Annotated in this window: 23 protein-coding genes; 10 read left to right on the top strand and 13 right to left on the bottom strand. The window is 39.4% G+C overall.

The features are described 5' to 3' along the window. Nucleotide 1: 1 nt before the first annotated feature. The 6 genes from HII17_RS05780 (at nucleotide 2) to HII17_RS05755 (ending at nucleotide 6,157) form a co-directional block, all read left to right on the top strand. Nucleotides 2-1,453, top strand: coding sequence for an aldehyde dehydrogenase (locus HII17_RS05780; RefSeq protein WP_169074413.1), 1,452 nt, complete (start codon nucleotides 2-4; stop codon nucleotides 1,451-1,453). Between the two features lie 267 nt (nucleotides 1,454-1,720). Then, on the top strand, nucleotides 1,721-2,149 hold the full coding sequence (locus tag HII17_RS05775) for a RidA family protein (protein ID WP_169074412.1): 429 nt from the start codon (nucleotides 1,721-1,723) through the stop codon (nucleotides 2,147-2,149). 14 nt (nucleotides 2,150-2,163) lie between these two features. Next, nucleotides 2,164-2,676, top strand: a complete 513-nt coding sequence (locus HII17_RS05770; protein WP_169074411.1) for a 3-hydroxyanthranilate 3,4-dioxygenase — start codon at nucleotides 2,164-2,166, stop codon at nucleotides 2,674-2,676. A 6-nt stretch (nucleotides 2,677-2,682) separates the two neighbouring features. Next, a complete protein-coding gene (locus HII17_RS05765; protein WP_169074410.1) occupies nucleotides 2,683-3,522 on the top strand; it encodes a cyclase family protein in 840 nt (279 codons plus the stop codon). An 11-nt stretch (nucleotides 3,523-3,533) separates the two neighbouring features. After that, the gene (gene kynU / locus HII17_RS05760) at nucleotides 3,534-4,811 is read left to right on the top strand and encodes a kynureninase (protein ID WP_169074409.1); all 1,278 of its coding nucleotides are present in this window, start codon (nucleotides 3,534-3,536) and stop codon (nucleotides 4,809-4,811) included. Further along, on the top strand, nucleotides 4,808-6,157 hold the full coding sequence (locus tag HII17_RS05755) for an FAD-dependent oxidoreductase (RefSeq protein ID WP_169074408.1): 1,350 nt from the start codon (nucleotides 4,808-4,810) through the stop codon (nucleotides 6,155-6,157). Before kynU ends, HII17_RS05755 begins: the two co-directional genes overlap by 4 nt. Before the next feature lie 18 nt (nucleotides 6,158-6,175). Here the strand turns inward: HII17_RS05755 and HII17_RS05750 are convergent, their stop codons facing one another. Both HII17_RS05750 and HII17_RS05745 read right to left on the bottom strand, forming a co-directional pair. Then, nucleotides 6,176-6,526 (bottom strand): MGMT family protein, encoded by a 351-nt coding sequence (locus HII17_RS05750; protein ID WP_169074407.1) that lies wholly within the window; start codon nucleotides 6,524-6,526, stop codon nucleotides 6,176-6,178. A gap of 16 nt (nucleotides 6,527-6,542) precedes the next feature. Then, complete coding sequence (locus HII17_RS05745) at nucleotides 6,543-7,208, bottom strand: SDR family oxidoreductase (protein WP_169074406.1); 666 nt, start codon at nucleotides 7,206-7,208, stop codon at nucleotides 6,543-6,545. Nucleotides 7,209-7,266: 58 nt separating this feature from the next. On the opposite strand from HII17_RS05745, the gene HII17_RS05740 reads away from it, so the two are divergent. From HII17_RS05740 to HII17_RS05725, 4 genes are read left to right on the top strand one after another with little or no spacing between them, the layout of a single operon-like run. Next, the gene (locus HII17_RS05740; protein ID WP_169074405.1) at nucleotides 7,267-7,827 is read left to right on the top strand and encodes a GNAT family N-acetyltransferase; all 561 of its coding nucleotides are present in this window, start codon (nucleotides 7,267-7,269) and stop codon (nucleotides 7,825-7,827) included. A 17-nt stretch (nucleotides 7,828-7,844) separates the two neighbouring features. Next, complete coding sequence (locus tag HII17_RS05735; RefSeq protein WP_169074404.1) at nucleotides 7,845-8,240, top strand: DUF4019 domain-containing protein; 396 nt, start codon at nucleotides 7,845-7,847, stop codon at nucleotides 8,238-8,240. Next, nucleotides 8,237-8,530 (top strand): antibiotic biosynthesis monooxygenase family protein, encoded by a 294-nt coding sequence (locus HII17_RS05730; RefSeq protein WP_169074403.1) that lies wholly within the window; start codon nucleotides 8,237-8,239, stop codon nucleotides 8,528-8,530. The genes HII17_RS05735 and HII17_RS05730 overlap by 4 nt, the downstream gene beginning before the upstream one ends. 33 nt (nucleotides 8,531-8,563) lie before the next feature. After that, entirely contained in the window at nucleotides 8,564-8,998 is a 435-nt protein-coding gene (locus tag HII17_RS05725; protein WP_169074402.1) for a DUF3291 domain-containing protein, read from the top strand. Between the two features lie 47 nt (nucleotides 8,999-9,045). On the opposite strand, the gene HII17_RS05720 is transcribed toward HII17_RS05725, so the two are convergent. The 11 genes from HII17_RS05720 to HII17_RS05670 form a co-directional block, all read right to left on the bottom strand. After that, nucleotides 9,046-9,834 (bottom strand): trypsin-like serine protease, encoded by a 789-nt coding sequence (locus tag HII17_RS05720; RefSeq protein WP_169074401.1) that lies wholly within the window; start codon nucleotides 9,832-9,834, stop codon nucleotides 9,046-9,048. 132 nt (nucleotides 9,835-9,966) lie between these two features. Further along, a complete protein-coding gene (locus HII17_RS05715) occupies nucleotides 9,967-10,542 on the bottom strand; it encodes a hypothetical protein (protein WP_169074400.1) in 576 nt (191 codons plus the stop codon). 114 nt (nucleotides 10,543-10,656) lie between these two features. Beyond that, nucleotides 10,657-11,277, bottom strand: a complete 621-nt coding sequence (locus tag HII17_RS05710) for a LysE family translocator (protein ID WP_169074399.1) — start codon at nucleotides 11,275-11,277, stop codon at nucleotides 10,657-10,659. A gap of 114 nt (nucleotides 11,278-11,391) precedes the next feature. Next, the gene (locus HII17_RS05705) at nucleotides 11,392-12,177 is read right to left on the bottom strand and encodes a DUF2071 domain-containing protein (protein ID WP_169074398.1); all 786 of its coding nucleotides are present in this window, start codon (nucleotides 12,175-12,177) and stop codon (nucleotides 11,392-11,394) included. Between the two features lie 55 nt (nucleotides 12,178-12,232). Continuing rightward, on the bottom strand, nucleotides 12,233-12,502 hold the full coding sequence (locus HII17_RS05700) for a hypothetical protein (protein ID WP_169074397.1): 270 nt from the start codon (nucleotides 12,500-12,502) through the stop codon (nucleotides 12,233-12,235). Between the two features lie 126 nt (nucleotides 12,503-12,628). Continuing rightward, on the bottom strand, nucleotides 12,629-13,084 hold the full coding sequence (locus HII17_RS05695) for a hypothetical protein (RefSeq protein WP_169074396.1): 456 nt from the start codon (nucleotides 13,082-13,084) through the stop codon (nucleotides 12,629-12,631). A gap of 120 nt (nucleotides 13,085-13,204) precedes the next feature. After that, complete coding sequence (locus HII17_RS05690; protein WP_211185267.1) at nucleotides 13,205-13,726, bottom strand: hypothetical protein; 522 nt, start codon at nucleotides 13,724-13,726, stop codon at nucleotides 13,205-13,207. Between the two features lie 134 nt (nucleotides 13,727-13,860). After that, nucleotides 13,861-14,061, bottom strand: a complete 201-nt coding sequence (locus tag HII17_RS05685) for a hypothetical protein (protein WP_169074395.1) — start codon at nucleotides 14,059-14,061, stop codon at nucleotides 13,861-13,863. 111 nt (nucleotides 14,062-14,172) lie between these two features. Further along, complete coding sequence (locus HII17_RS05680) at nucleotides 14,173-14,430, bottom strand: hypothetical protein (protein WP_169074394.1); 258 nt, start codon at nucleotides 14,428-14,430, stop codon at nucleotides 14,173-14,175. Nucleotides 14,431-14,702: 272 nt separating this feature from the next. Continuing rightward, complete coding sequence (locus HII17_RS05675) at nucleotides 14,703-14,972, bottom strand: hypothetical protein (RefSeq protein WP_169074393.1); 270 nt, start codon at nucleotides 14,970-14,972, stop codon at nucleotides 14,703-14,705. A 120-nt stretch (nucleotides 14,973-15,092) separates the two neighbouring features. Beyond that, nucleotides 15,093-15,554: thrombospondin type 3 repeat-containing protein (locus HII17_RS05670; RefSeq protein ID WP_211185266.1), on the bottom strand; the 462-nt coding region annotated here is incomplete at its 5' end.

Below are 15,554 nucleotides of genomic sequence, written 5' to 3'. Positions count from 1 at the left end.
CATGGATAAACTGGCGAATTTTATTGGGGGTGAATATATCGCCCCGTCAAATAATCTCTATATTGAAAACATAGAGCCCGCAACAGGACAGGCCTATGGTTTGATTCCTGACAGCGACGCAAATGATGTTGAGCTTGCCGTCGCGGCAGCAAAAAAGGCGATGCCAAGCTGGCAAGCAATGCCATTGGAGGAGCGTTCAGATGTACTTTATGCGCTTGCCCAAGAAATCGAAGCGAGAATTGATGAGCTCGCATTAGCAGAATCAATTGACAACGGTAAGCCATTATCACTAGCCACAAGCGTTGATATTCCTCGAGCTGCCAGCAATTTTAAATTTTTTGCTCATGCCGCTAATCAATTTGCTAGCGAGTCACATGCAATGGCAACACAAGCAATTAATTACACGCTACGTCAACCGCTAGGCATTGTTGGCTGTATATCTCCATGGAATCTACCGCTTTACTTATTTACTTGGAAAATAGCACCTGCACTAGCTGCAGGAAACTGTGTTATTGCCAAACCTTCTGAGATCACACCAAAAACAGCCGCTATGTTAGGCGAGATTTGTCAAAAAGTAGGACTACCAAATGGCGTTCTTAATATTTTGCATGGCCGAGGCAGTGAAGTGGGCAATGCAATATGCAATCACCAAGACGTAAAAGCTATCTCATTTACTGGAGGCACAGCGACAGGCGCAGCAATTGCCAAAGAAGTCGCTCCTAAATTTAAAAAACTATCGTTAGAACTCGGTGGTAAAAACCCCGCCCTAGTATTCGCCGATTGCGATTTGGAAAAAACGGTTGCTGAATTGGTTCGCGCATCTTTTGCTAACCAAGGACAAATTTGTTTGTGCGCATCACGCCTTTATATAGAGCGTTCTATTTACGAGCAATTTAAACAAGCATTTGTTGAGCAAGTAAAACAATTGGCGGTGGCAGATCCTCTCACTAAAGACAGCAATTTAGGGGCCATAGTATCAAAGGCGCACTTCGACAAAGTGCTCAGTTATATAGCGTTAGCTAAGCAAGAAGGTGGCGAAATACTTACTGGTGGCCATCAAGTTTCACTTAGCGAGCGTTGCGAAAATGGTTATTTTATTGCACCGACGGTTATCGAAGGATTAACTAATGAGACTCGTTGTAACCAAGAAGAAGTTTTCGGCCCTATGGTGACTTTGCAACCTTTTGACAGTGACGAACAAGCAATCACACTAGCCAATGATAACCAATATGGCCTTGCTGCTACAATTTGGACTAGCAATTTAAATAGAGCGCACCACTTGGCTGAGCAAGTTAATACCGGAATCGTATGGGTTAACTGCTGGTTACATCGTGATTTACGAACCCCATTTGGTGGTATGAATCATTCAGGTGTCGGTCGTGAAGGTGGTTTAGAAGCTATGCGTTTCTTTACCGAGCCTAAAAATGTCTGTATAAAATACAATACGCCCTAAACAATGTTACTCGAATAAATTACAAGAATAATGAGTTTAACTTGCTACAAATTTAAATCATCAGGTGCCATTTTCGCCAGCCAGCAAGGCTGCAAATGGCAATTGATTTAACCTTTTCTTAGTAAAAACCTAGCAACAACTATTGATTAAGTTTGCTAGGCATAATTGCGTTTGCGTAACGCAAAATTTCAATATTTTTCTACAATTATTACGACACTATTGTGTCTGTCGAACTGTGCAACTGCACAAGGTTTAAGGACAAGAATAATGACAATAACAACCGATAAATTTAATACCGAAAAAGCACCAAAACCTGTTGGCTTATATCCACATGCAAGAAAAGTAGGTAATTTACTGTTTCTTTCTGGCGTAGGACCTAGACAAGCTGGCACCACGAAAATACCAGGGGTCGATTTAGACGAACATGGAAAAATCGCCAGCTATGATATTGAAGCCCAATGTCGAAGCGTATTTGACAACGTTCGCACTATTTTAGAAGCCTCAGGTGCTAGCTGGATGGACTTAGTTGATGTCACAGTGTTTTTAACCAATATGGATGACGACTTTGCCATTTATAACAAGGTGTATGCAGAGTACTTTGCTGACAACCAACCTTGTCGCACAACCGTTGAAATAAATAAACTGCCGACACCTATTGCAATCGAACTTAAATGTATTGCAGCTTTATCTGAATAATTACCGGAGGATTTATGTCATTTGCACTGCCCTTTAATTTAAATCAGTGGATTGAAGATCATCGCCACCTACTAAAGCCGCCGGTATGTAATAAACAAGTTTTTGAACAAGATGACTTTATTGTCATGATTGTTGGCGGCCCTAACAACCGTACAGACTACCATTACAATGAAACGCCTGAGCTATTCTATCAACTTGAAGGAGAAATGGTCCTTAAAGTTATCGATAACGACGAATTTAAAGACATTTCAATCAAGGCTGGCGAAATATTTTTGCTACCACCGAAAATGCTCCACTCCCCTCAACGGATGGCTGGTAGCGTTGGCATGGTGGTTGAACAAAAACGTGCACCGAATCAAGCAGACGCGTTAGTGTGGTTTTGCCCGTCTTGCAAACATAAGCTTTATCAAGAAAGCTTCTGCTTAGACAATATTGAAACAGACCTACCTATCGTCTTTGAAAATTTCTACCAGAATTTAGATAACTGCACGTGTAGCCAGTGTCAAACGGTAACAACTAAGGGTTAGTTTTTAATGTTAGTCACAATCGAAATAGCAGATATCCAATATCAGGTTAATACTGATTTTGCCTTGAACTGTTCTATCAACTTAGCCTTTAACCAAGCGCAGCCTAATCACTTTGGTTCAAACAGAGCCACCAGTGTTCCTATGCAAGCAGATGGTTTTATAGGTGATACCGAACAAGGTGGCAGCTGTAACGTGAATGAACTACGGATTAATCCGCACTGCAACGGCACTCACACCGAAACCATACGTCATATATGCGATAAAAGCAGTGAGCTGGCTTTGTCTGTCGCAGACATCAGCATTTCACCACTAATGCCTTGCGTCTTAGTGTCGATAACACCGTCTCAAGCGAGCGACTGCAAAGAAGACTATTCGCCTAGTCTGCAATCAAAAGACAAGGTGATAACCCGGTCAGCACTAGCCAAGCAACTTGATAATTACAGTAACGCACAGTTGCAGGTAGCAGCTATTCGCACGCTACCCAATACTCCTGACAAATTAAGCGCTGAATATAATCAAAGCAATCAACCGCCGTTTTTTACGCGTGAGGCAATCTTATACCTCAATGAGCGCGGCGTTGAGCACTTAGTCGTAGATATACCATCGATTGATCGCCTACACGATGATGGCTTGTTAACTTGCCATCACTTGTTTTGGCAAGTCATAGAAGGCGCTCATCAGGCGACAACTAATAGCTTAATCAATAAAACTATCACTGAACTGGCATATTTCGATCAGCAAATTGACGATGGTTTTTATTTTATGAACTTGCAACTTCCTGCATTTGTTAATGATGCAGCACCCAGTCGCCCAGTTCTCTATTCAGCACATGCAATAAACAAATAAAGACAATGATTATGTTAAAAGATACTACTTTAGATTACGCACAATCACTTGATAAACAAGACACGTTAGCTCATATGCGCGACCATTTCGCGATCCCAAAGCAAGCAAATGGCGAAAATGAATACTACTTCACTGGCAACTCGCTCGGTCTTCAGCCGATTTTAGCGAAAGAAGCCGTTATGGAACTGTTAGATGCTTGGGGCAAGCACGGTGTAAAAGGTCACTTTGAAGGGGAATTCCCTTGGATGCCTTATCATGAGTTTATTACTGACTTCGCCGCCCAAATCGTTGGTGCACAGCACAAAGAAGTTGTCATGATGAATTCTTTGACCGTTAACCTGCATCTGATGATGGCCAGTTTTTATCAACCGCAAGGTAAGCGATGTAAAATTTTGATCGAAGATCATGCTTTCCCATCAGATCACTATGCCGTTGAGTCGCAAATTAAACATCATAAACTCAATCCAGCAGAGCATATGATGACATGGCAACCAAGAGACGGTGAAGAGTTGCTCAATCACGACGACCTTTATCAAATCATAGAGCAACAAGGCGATGAAATTGCACTCATTCTCCTGCCAGGTATTCAATACTACACCGGCCAAGTGCTCGACATGAAAACCATTACCGAAAAAGCACACGCCAAAGGCATTTTAGTCGGTTTCGATCTCGCTCATGCCGCAGGAAATATCGAGTTGGAATTACACAACTGGCAAGTCGATTTCGCCTGCTGGTGTAGTTACAAGTATTTAAATAGTGGCGCAGGCTCTGTCGCCGGCTGTTTCGTCCATGAAAAACACGCAACCAACACCCAATTAAATCGTTTCGCCGGCTGGTGGGGGCACGATAAATCAACCCGATTTAAAATGGCCAATGAATTTCACGCCATACCGACGGCAGAAGGCTGGCAGCTATCTAACCCACCAGTGCTCAGTTTAGCTGCTGTACGCGGCGCATACGAAACGGTCATTTTAGCCGGAGGCATGAAAAAACTAAGAGAAAAATCGATAAAGTTAACCCAGTATTTTCGCTCACTTTTACAAGCCGAATTAGGTGACAAAGTCACTATTATTACGCCAGAAGCAATTGGGCAATCTGGTAGCCAATTATCGTTAATGATTAACGTTGAAGGCCTAGATGGCAAGGCAATGTTCAATGCCATTGAAGCCAAAGGAGTAACAACAGATTGGCGCGAACCCAATGTAATTCGAGCAGCGCCCGTACCGTTATACAATAGCTATGAAGATTGTTTTCACTTTGTCAGAATCTTAAAGGAGTGCCTAGCATGATCGAAAAAATAACCCTTATCGGTGGTGGACTTGTTGGCTCTCTTTTGTCGTTAGTTTTGGCACGCAAAGGCTATAGTGTAGACGTATATGAATCTCGTGAAGATATGCGGAAAGTAAATATTTCGGCTGGCCGTTCAATCAATTTGGCTCTTGCCAATAGAGGAATAAAGCCATTACAAGCATTAGGCTTGATGAATGAAATTAACGAAATGCTTATTCCAATGAAAGGCAGAATGGTTCATCCAGAAGGTGAACCAGCAAACTTTCAACCTTATGGACAAACAACTAACGATGTTATTTATTCTATTTCTCGCGGCCAGCTTAATAGTTTTCTAATGACTAAAGCAGAAGCGACAGGAAAAGTTAAATTTTTCTTCGAACATAGAGTAAGTCATATTGATTTTGAGAAGATGACCTTTACCGCCAATGTCGCTGGCACTGAAAAATCAATTAACTTTAATCGCATCATTGGTACTGATGGAGCGAACTCCCCCGTTAGACAAGCGATCCTAAGTCAAGAATCTAAACAAGATAGTGAAGCTGTACTCGATCATAGTTATAAAGAACTAACCATTGCACCTGATGAAAATGGTCAACATAAATTAGATGCCAATGCTTTGCACATATGGCCAAGAGGCGAGTTCATGCTAATCGCCCTCCCTAATTTAGACGGTAGCTTCACCGTGACGTTATTTATGCCAAACCATGGTTTCACTAGCTTTGACAGTGTGAATACTAAAGAAGAAATACACCACTTCTTTGATGCCCACTTTACATCTATTAAACCATTATTGGATGATTTAATTGGCAGCTACCAGAACAACCCAACGGGTCGTTTAGCAACAATAAAGTGCTCACCTTGGCACTATAAAGATAAAGCCTTAATTGTCGGTGACTCTGCTCATGCGGTGGTACCATTTCATGGCCAAGGAATGAATTGCGGTTTTGAAGACTGTAATGCAATAGCTGAGTTATTCCCAGCAGCAGACAATGCCAAAGACAGCGACTGGCAAGCACTGTTCGGTGAAGTAGAGCAAGTAAGGAAAATCAATAGCGACGCCATTGCCGATATGGCGCTAGAAAACTATATTGAAATGCGCGATAGTGTACGCCAACATGAATTTCTACTACAAAAGCAATTTGCCTTTAAAATTCAGCAGTGGTTTCCAAAGCGATTCACACCACGTTATGCCATGGTAATGTTTGAACACCGACCATACAGTGAAGCATTTGAACTCGGGAAAAAACATAAGCAGCTGCTATCTGAATTATCAGACACCTACAGCTGCCCTACACAATTAAATGGCGATATAGTCAAAGAGCTACTTGATAAATATCAGCTTTAGCCAGCATTATTATTGGGTTTAGTACTCAAGCTTAAATAGCAGCTCACCTAAATCAGGCTGCCACTGAAATTCTTTAAGCTTTATTCGAGCGCCTATCACTACCACCTGCTCTTCTTGCAGGTGGTGTTTTTGTTTTTCAAAGTGCTCTGTACCTATTGGAAAAGAAATTTTCCCTGCAGAATTTATCACTCTAAACCACGGCACCAGCTTTCCATCAACCCCGCTATCAGGCACGTAACCTAAGCACTTGCCCACTAATCTGGCACGCCCTGGCAACCCCGCTAAATCAGCAATTTGCCCATAACTGGCGACCTTACCTGCAGGAATAAGCTGTACCGTTCGCCAAATTTTTAAATAATTCTCTTTCATCGGAGCTTTAACGCTATTACCAAGGAAGTACTTGGCCATTTGAGTGTTTGAAAACGCCAGTATCACTCATAGCTAATTCGTTAATCAAACCAACAATACGGCTCGCCGCTTCATGGGCCGAAATATCGCCACGACCACCAACCATATCGGTTTGTACATAACCGGGATGATAAATACCAACCGCTATATCTTTGTCCGCCAAATCAACACTTAACGACACGGAAGCAGCATTGAGTGCAGCTTTCGACATTCGGTAACCAAAGCGCCCACCAGAGCCATTATCAGCTATAGATCCCATCCGAGAGGTAATCATGGCTATTTTGCCCCCGTTCAACAACTGACTTTCCAATGCATGTACTACTCTTAACGGCGCTAAGGTGTTTACTTCAAATTGCTCTCGCATGGTATCAAGGTTGAACTGTGATAAATTTTCATCCCTTAAGATACCGGCATTACAAACCAGTACATCAATTGCTACACCTTGTAACGCATTAACCATAACCTCGATACCTTCGTCAGTGGCGACATCTACGCCACTAACCACCTTGGCACCACTACGTTCAAGCGCTTCAGAAGATTGGCGACATAAGCCGTATACCTGACAACCCTGTTCGATAAAAAGGCGAGTCATAGCCAAACCAATTCCTCGGTTAGCTCCTGTAATAACTACTTGTAACGCCATTGTTTTCTTCCTTAGTTTTGTTAGTGTTATAAACCGTTTAAATTATAGTGTGTTTGAAATGGACTTATCTACGCTCAATGCTAAAAATTTAGCATTTACCACTGACCGTCTTACAATTAGATTGATGACCAATCAAGACTTTGAATATTTTAAGCAATTGCAAAATGACCCCGAATTGATGACCTTTATCGGGCCAATACTTGAAGAAAGAGCGTTAAAAGAGAAGTTTTCAGCGCGTGTAAACTGCCTTGAAGATTTGAGCCAGTGGTTTACCTTTCTAATATTTGATCAAGATACTAAAGTCTTTTGTGGCAGTGTTGGCTTTTTACTACAAGATCAAGACAGTCAGCGAGTTGAAATTGGTTACTTGGCATTGCCAGCAGCGCAAGGTAAAGGGGTCATCACTGAAGCGGCTAACGCATTGCTCGAATTTATTTTTAACCAGTTACAGGCAAGGAAAGTTATCGCTAACTGTGCTATACAAAATATAGCAAGTTGGAAAGTCATGGAAAAACTAGGCTTACTTCGAGAAGGTGAGTTAAAAAGCGACTTTCATGTTAACGACGTTTGGTACGACAGCTACTGCTACGGACTCGTCAATCATCAGGCCAACCAATAAACTCAAGGAAAGAAATAATGAAGTTTATATTTGTAGTGTTACTTAGCATACTCTCAAGTAGCTTCACGTTTTCTCATGCTGGCAATATCGATGCGGCAAATACTTGGTTAGAGAAAGTTGACAGCGGACAATATAAAGAGAGTTGGCAAGACACCGCGCCTTATTTTCAACAGCAAATAACGAAAGAGAAGTGGCATACCACCTTAACAGCAGTTAGAACGCCGTTAAATGACGTAATTTCCCGTAAACTAATCGACAACTCGGCACACACCAGTTTACCTGGCGCACCTGACGGAAATTATAAAGTGTTGATTTTTAGCACTTCTTTCACCAACAAAAAGCAAGCTATAGAAACGCTCACCTTACAGAAAACAGCAAATGGTTGGCAAACAATTGGGTACTTTATCAAATGACTTATGCGGTGATATTTAGAGCAACAATAAACAAGCTCGATAAAGATTACGACGACATGGTTCAACAGCTGAGAAAGTTGGCATTTGAACAATACAATTGCCAAGAGTTTATCGCCTACAGCGAAGGTAATGAAGAAATTGCTGTTTCTTATTGGCAATCACTTGAAGATATTGCAAACTGGAAAGCCAACACATCCCACCTGTACGCCCAAAAGTTAGGCGGCGAGAAGTGGTATCAAGCTTATCGAGTACAAGTCACCGAAATTTTGCGTGACTATCAGTCAAAATAATTAACACTAAACGATTTTTTACAAGGAAGTATCATGACCAAAGTTTTGGCCCAGCTTAATATTGCCACGGCACTTGCCCCTATCGATAGCCCGCAATTAAAAGACTTTGTTGATAACCTAGACTATATCAATGGAATTGCCGAGCAATCACCCGGTTTTATTTGGCGACTAAAAGATGAAACAGGGAATGCGACTGACATTCAATTATTCGATAACCCACAAACGATTACCAACATGTCAGTGTGGCAAGATGCTGAAGCACTGAAGAACTTTATGTTTAAAACCGATCACATTAAGTTTTTCAAACGTAAAGCACAGTGGTTTGAAAAGCCAACCAAAGCTACTTATGTACTATGGTGGATTGATGAAGGCCATACGCCTACGCTTGCTGAAGCAAAAGACAAGTTAGCGCAACTTCAACAACACGGAGAAAGTGAGCAAGCCTTTAGTTTTAAAAAGCTTTATTAGAATGAAAAAATGGCACTAATGTTTAGTTGCACTACATATTAATTGGCTTATTGAGACAATATTCCAAATATCCAATTACGGTAACTAGACACCCTAACTTGATAAGCAGTTGTACCATACAATCCACCTTGAAAAGTAGATATGTCACCATGTGCCAATTGCCAGCTTGATAAACCTACAAGATAAGGGACTCCTTGTTGGATTATCACAGAAGCTCCACCACTATCTCCTGAACCATGCATACCTTCAAGTGGTAATGCATTTACTGGCTCATCAAATTTAAATGCTAACCAATGAGCTTCTGCGCTTTCAATAATGTTCTCAAAATGATTCAGCTCACGAAGTGATTTTGACTCTATATTTTCACCCGTTATTCCATTTCCTGTCGCGCCGCGGCCAAACACAGTCACTCGCTGCCCTTTTTCATCATCGTTTGTATAAATATCAATTGGCTTTCTATTGCTAACTGGTGACGATAATTCAATTAACGCAATATCGCTTCTCGCGTACAAAAATGTCATTAAAGGCGCTAAATCACCTTTCAATAAAGCCTTACTTGGTTCAGCATAATCAGCATGTTTATGAACACTTTTAATTTGATAAGATTTCGAATCAATTTCTATACTTTTGCCCACATAATCATAAAAAATAGTGTGGGCTACCGTTAACACCCACTGAGCATTAATTAACACACCGTGTCCTTCATGAGGCATATCAATTAAATATCCAGGCGCTTTTTCAAGAACATATTTTTCAGGAGGAACATCGTGCCTCTTCACTACAGCATTGCCGTATGTAGAAAAGAAAATAATAGATAAGATAAATAAAACTTTCATATTACGTCCATGTTCATTAACGAGTAATTAACGCCCCATTCAGGGGCTGATAATTATTTAGCTAAAATAGTAAGCGAAGTAAACACTGCCAACTATTTTGTGTCCGACTTTAATTACCTTGTTGGCACGACGTTAGGCTCCGGACGCTACAACGAATAAACCAACAATATTTAGCAGCCAAATTACTGCACCTAAGGCTAACCAAATATAATTTAATGAAGTAAGTTTATTATTTGAACTAGCCTCAACATCATCGCTTGCGTAGTTTGCAAGTGATTGGGCTTGGTATAAGCACCAACAAGTAATAGGTAATGCAATTAACAAAGAATAATACGTAAAAGGTATACCATAACCTCTTTCAGATAGGTTGCTACCTATATTTCCAATAATTGCAGTAACTACGAATATAGTCGCGATATGATTAATGCTCTTAGGTGCCTCTCCTGTTTTTATCTGGTATTTCATTTCGAAAAGTGAAAATAACGAATGAGTGAAGAAGACCTGAAAAATGCTTCTCATTACTGGCCACATAGCCTCATTTTCACTTTCTTTGTATAGACTCCAATGTTTGTAAAACCAGTAAATGGAATAAATTCCGAATGTCCCTAAGAACATAATTAAAAATTTTTTCTGCGATACAGCATAAAATTCCATTTCAGTTGTTGTAACAGGCTCTTGCATGTCTAGTTGTTCGACACTTTCTTCCATCTCTACTCCTTGATTGATGTATAACGCCCCAATAAGGGGCTGATAATGCTTGGCTAAACTTGTGTAGCTAAGCGAAACCAAGCCTTGCTTTAGCAGTCCCGCTTGATTGGTTTTTTAGCCATTATGTTTCAGTGATGCCGTAACCAAACCAGCACTAACTAACATACCACCACTTAGTTTGTTAAAAGTATTTTGAAATTTAATAGAACTTACTTTATTACGTAAAACAGCCGAAAATAAAGTGTAAGTAGATACACTTATCGTTGAAACAAATAGAAAGGTAGTCGACATAATTAACATCTGAGGCAACAAAGGAGAATTAGCATCGATAAACAATGGAAAAAATGCCATGAAAAAAATGATACCCTTAGGATTTAAGGCTGTAACTATTAACGCGCTGACGTACACAGAGCCTTTTTTTATTGGTTTTAATTGTTCACCTGAACTACTTGCTTTACTCCGAAAAGCTTTGAAACCTAAATATATTAAATATAGCGCCCCAGCCCATTTCAAAACATAAAAAAGCGTAGCTGATGTAGCGAGTATGGCCCCCATACCTAAGAATGAAAAGGTCATAGCAATAACATCACCAGAAAGCGTTCCTAACACTAAAGGGAGAACAGACTTTTTACCTTGCTCTAGTGCTTGTGCGATAACCAAGAACACTGTTGGTCCAGGCGAAAAGCATAAGAGCAAAGATGCTGCTAAAAATGAAATCCAAATTTCGAACGCCACGCTACCTCCTATATGGCTAACGCCTCAATAAGAGGCTGATAATTGCTTGCTAAAATGTGAAGCGAAGCGGTACCGAGCTTTAGCACTCCCACACTTAATTGGCTTATTGTATTTCTATTTGACCACTTTAGGCGGTAAATAAATAGTAAATTCATTAATAGGTTCAATAAGTACGCTATGCGCTACTTGTTGCTCTTCTGGAGTTACTAACCCTAAGCGACTTAATAAGCCAAAATTTGCAGATTTAATGTTTGCGGTAGAAACCTCCAACTGCTTGTGCCAAACACGATAAGTACCCAGTTTGCCATCTCGGCGATGATAAAAGCCAGCCAGGGGGTGAGTTAAATATACTAACCCTGTTTCATTATCAGGAAAACCAACTAACTCTATAGGTGCTCCTTTTACTTGAGATAGCTCTATACTTGCCGGAGCCCACGTAGATTCTGTAGTCATTTTGTATTTACGGTATATTTGTTGTGTTTCATCATATTCACAATCAAATTTAACTTCACCGCTATACCAAGGTAAGTTCCAAAAAAGTCTTGGCACAGCAAGTGTCCATGAATCTAAAGTAGTACCGAGAAACCAAACACATCGCTCGTTTGTTTCATTATCTACGATATAAATTCGGTAATTTGTTTGCCCCATAGTGAACTTAGGAAATGGAAAAACCGCTGACGTAAAATCAACATCGATAAAAGGAACAACAGAGATTAAAGCTTTCTCTTCACCATTAATTACTAAAGTATCTAGTTTAAAACGATCTGGAAAAAGCCCATCAAACCTTGAAGGATTTACTGCGTAAGTGATGATCGCAAAATGCTGCAATTTGCAGAGAACATCAATCCCTTTTGGAGAAGGTCTTGGATGAAAAAAATTTTTTAACTTTAGTGATTCCAACGCCGAATCTTCCTTGAAATATAACGCACTTATTAATTAGCTTGTTATATGTATTTTAATATTCTAATTGCTTTTCTAATCTTTTAATACGTTCAGCTAAAACAGATAAACGACCTTGAGCCATAAAGAAACCACTACCTAAACCAAACAGGCATGAATAGTAACTAATTGAGCCTGTGTAATAAGCCAATACTCCACCAGAGATTAGCATTAGTGCCCCAACTATTTTATTACCCTTGATATATCCACTTAGTTCATTTGCATGTTCAGCGAGCTCTAGATCTGATAATTCCTTTGGTGAAGTGCTAACAAATATCCTAGCCATTTAAAATCTCCATATTTTGTTGGCGACTAATACATATAACGCCCTGTTAAGGGGCTGATAATAGCTTGCTAAAATGTGACGCTAAGCGGAACAAGCAGTTAGCAGTCTCTTAACTTAATGCGCTTGTTAAATATTCTTAGCACCGACTTTTACACACACATGCTTTATTAAGTTTAAAGTTAAACCCGCCTCGCCAAGTTCGACTACCTTATCAGCACCGCCAATCGCGCTAAATCCTTGCACAGAATTAGCACCACCATAAGTATGAGTTAACTCTTTTGGATTAGTTGAATCTAAGTCATAAAGAGTGATTTTCACCAACTCTGGCACATACTCATGTTCCTTAAATTTAGCTGCATAATACTCTGATGGTACAGCTTCAATTTTTATTCCTAGATTAAATTCATTTTTGAGTGTCAGCTTGTAAATTTCCTCTCCAGGCATCCAAGACCCAATCTGTGTATTTCCTTCTGTGGCATATACTGTCTGATTTCTAATACCATTGCTATCACACCCTAATGCCCCGTATGAAGCATTCGCAAATAAGAGAACCAAGATAGCTATAATTATTCTATTTATCATTCTTAAACTCCTTTTAATTGAACATACAACGCCTTGCTATGCGGCGAAAAATTGTTGGCTAAAATAAGCGAGGAACGAGCAAAAGCCAACTGTCCTTGTTAATTTTCTTGTTATGTTTCTTTACCCCTGAAACAGCGGATAAAATATTGCAACTATTGCTATCCCTATGCCTAAATATTTAACGTTTTTACCAAACATATAATACTTTAACTCATTGTCACGTTTATCATAGTGATCAACAACTATTGAAAGAAAGTAAAGACAACCACAAATTAAAGCTGCGTACATTATCCAAGCAGACTCTCCGCTTAGATGTATGCCACCTCTTTTAGAAGGAATATACAAGTCATCTATATAAATTCCATATGCTCCATATGATATAAAGCCTATAGCGAATAGTATATTCCAAAGCCTGTCGATAGCAGATATTTGGTTAGGAATGTAATTATCATTTTCATCGACCTGCCTGACCGGAGCCTTACAATCATCGTCAGGCTTATTTTTAGTTTCGATTTGAACCGGCTCTCTTGAACCAATTTCTTCACAAATTCTTTTAAAACGGTCAGGATATTTCTCTCGATCAATACTGTCATACACTTCATGAAGTTCATCAAGCGTGTACTCTTGATATTTAGGTTCCATTTAAACTAAGTTCTCCGAGAAACATAATGCCTCAATATGGGGTGTAAAAAGCTTGGCTACAAATAGCGAAGAATGGGCACCAGCCAAGCTTTAGACGTCCCATCCAAAATTGACTTGTTATGTATACTGATAAGTTAATCGGTACTGCGGGTATTTGTGTGTATTGGTTTAATTAAATGATCCCAAATTAAAAATGAGCCAACCAATATGTACAGTATCTTCTTGATTAAAAACACCCAGAACTCAACACTTTCAGGCCAATAAAAAATAATATCATTTGCGCCAGTAACTAACAGGAGAAAACCTAAAAAAGTCCAAATCTTATTAATTTTCACAAAACTTCCTTGTATACATAACGCCTCAATAAGAGGCTGATAATTGCTTGCTAAAATGTGAAGCGTAGCGAAACCGAGCAAGCTTTACGTGCCCACTATTTGATTGCCTTGTTATATTTCGTTGTACTGAGCCAAAGCAAATATTAAGTAGAGAATAAACAGAATAATTGGAAAAAAGATTAGTCCTTTTTTAACACCTTTCGATTTTTGCATTTTGGCGTATTTAGCTATTGATGCTAATTCAATATCGGTTAATTGATGATTGCAATGAACACATGATGATTCACCTACACAAATATGTAATTTACAATTGGGGCATGGACCTTTTTTACTTTTGAGTCGATCGTAATTTACGAAACCATCTTCCATTTGAACTCCAATCCCTAAGTGAAATATAACGCCCTGTTAAGGGGCTGATAAATGCTTGGCTAAACTGTGTAGCGCAGCGGAACCGAGCCAAGCTTTAGCAGTCCCGCTTGAACAGCTTGTTAGAACACGTGTTCATGTATAACAAATAAGGTACTAAGGAACGCGCATGCTGAATAGAAAGTCATAATATACTTTAAGACATTCCTTGATAATTCATGTGCATTTTGGGCTAAAACAGATCTTAAGCCAACCAATAAGCTTTCGTATTTAATTTATAAATACATGCTAGGCAATAAAAGCGACAAGTTCAGGCTTACAGATATTGGCCAAACTGCGTTTTCATCTACGGATGGCCAAGAATAAAAATAGACACCGAAGAAAAAGCCACCAATAAACAAAATGCATAGTATAAAATCTTCCAAACTATCTATCGGTTTTTTAACTTCTTCTCTTTTTGCAGGAGCAATTTTAGTCAATATCCATATGACAAATGGCAAGAATAATGCGGTAATTGTCTCAGATTCTATATTATCCCAGCTCACTCGATTCCTATAGTGTTCTAACAGCTTATTATAAATAATCAAAAAAATAAAACACCAAATAACAAACACTTAATTATTTATATTGATTTTATGTAGACCCCGTGTAAGCAGAACAAGTGTTCAATTTATTTTAAATGTATTTCTTGTTTTCAATTTTACTAGGGCAATTGAAAACAAAAGAAACAATAAAATATACATACTTCCTCCACCCCCAGAATTATCTGATGAAGTTGAATTACCTGTTGTACTCAAATTAGAGCTACGTGATGAATCTAAAGGAAAAGCATCAGCACTATCTTCAACTCCGTCACCATCATCATCTGTATCAGCGTTATTCCCTATACCATCTGAATCAGTATCTGTTGATTCACTTGAATCTAATGGAAAAGCATCGTCACTATCTAAAACACCATCGTTATCATCATCGGTGTCAGCATTATTGCCTATGCCATCATTATCAGTATCTACTGATTCATTAGGATCCAATGGAAATGCATCAGCACTATCCTCAACTCCGTCACCATCATCATCTGTATCTGCGTTATTGCCGATATCATCTGAATCGGTGTCTACTGATTCATT

The organism is Thalassotalea algicola (assembly GCF_012932965.1).
GTDB lineage: Bacteria > Pseudomonadota > Gammaproteobacteria > Enterobacterales > Alteromonadaceae > Thalassotalea_F > Thalassotalea_F algicola.
The sequence above is the reverse complement of the archived record's forward strand: the minus strand, read 5'-3'. Positions and strand labels throughout refer to the sequence as shown.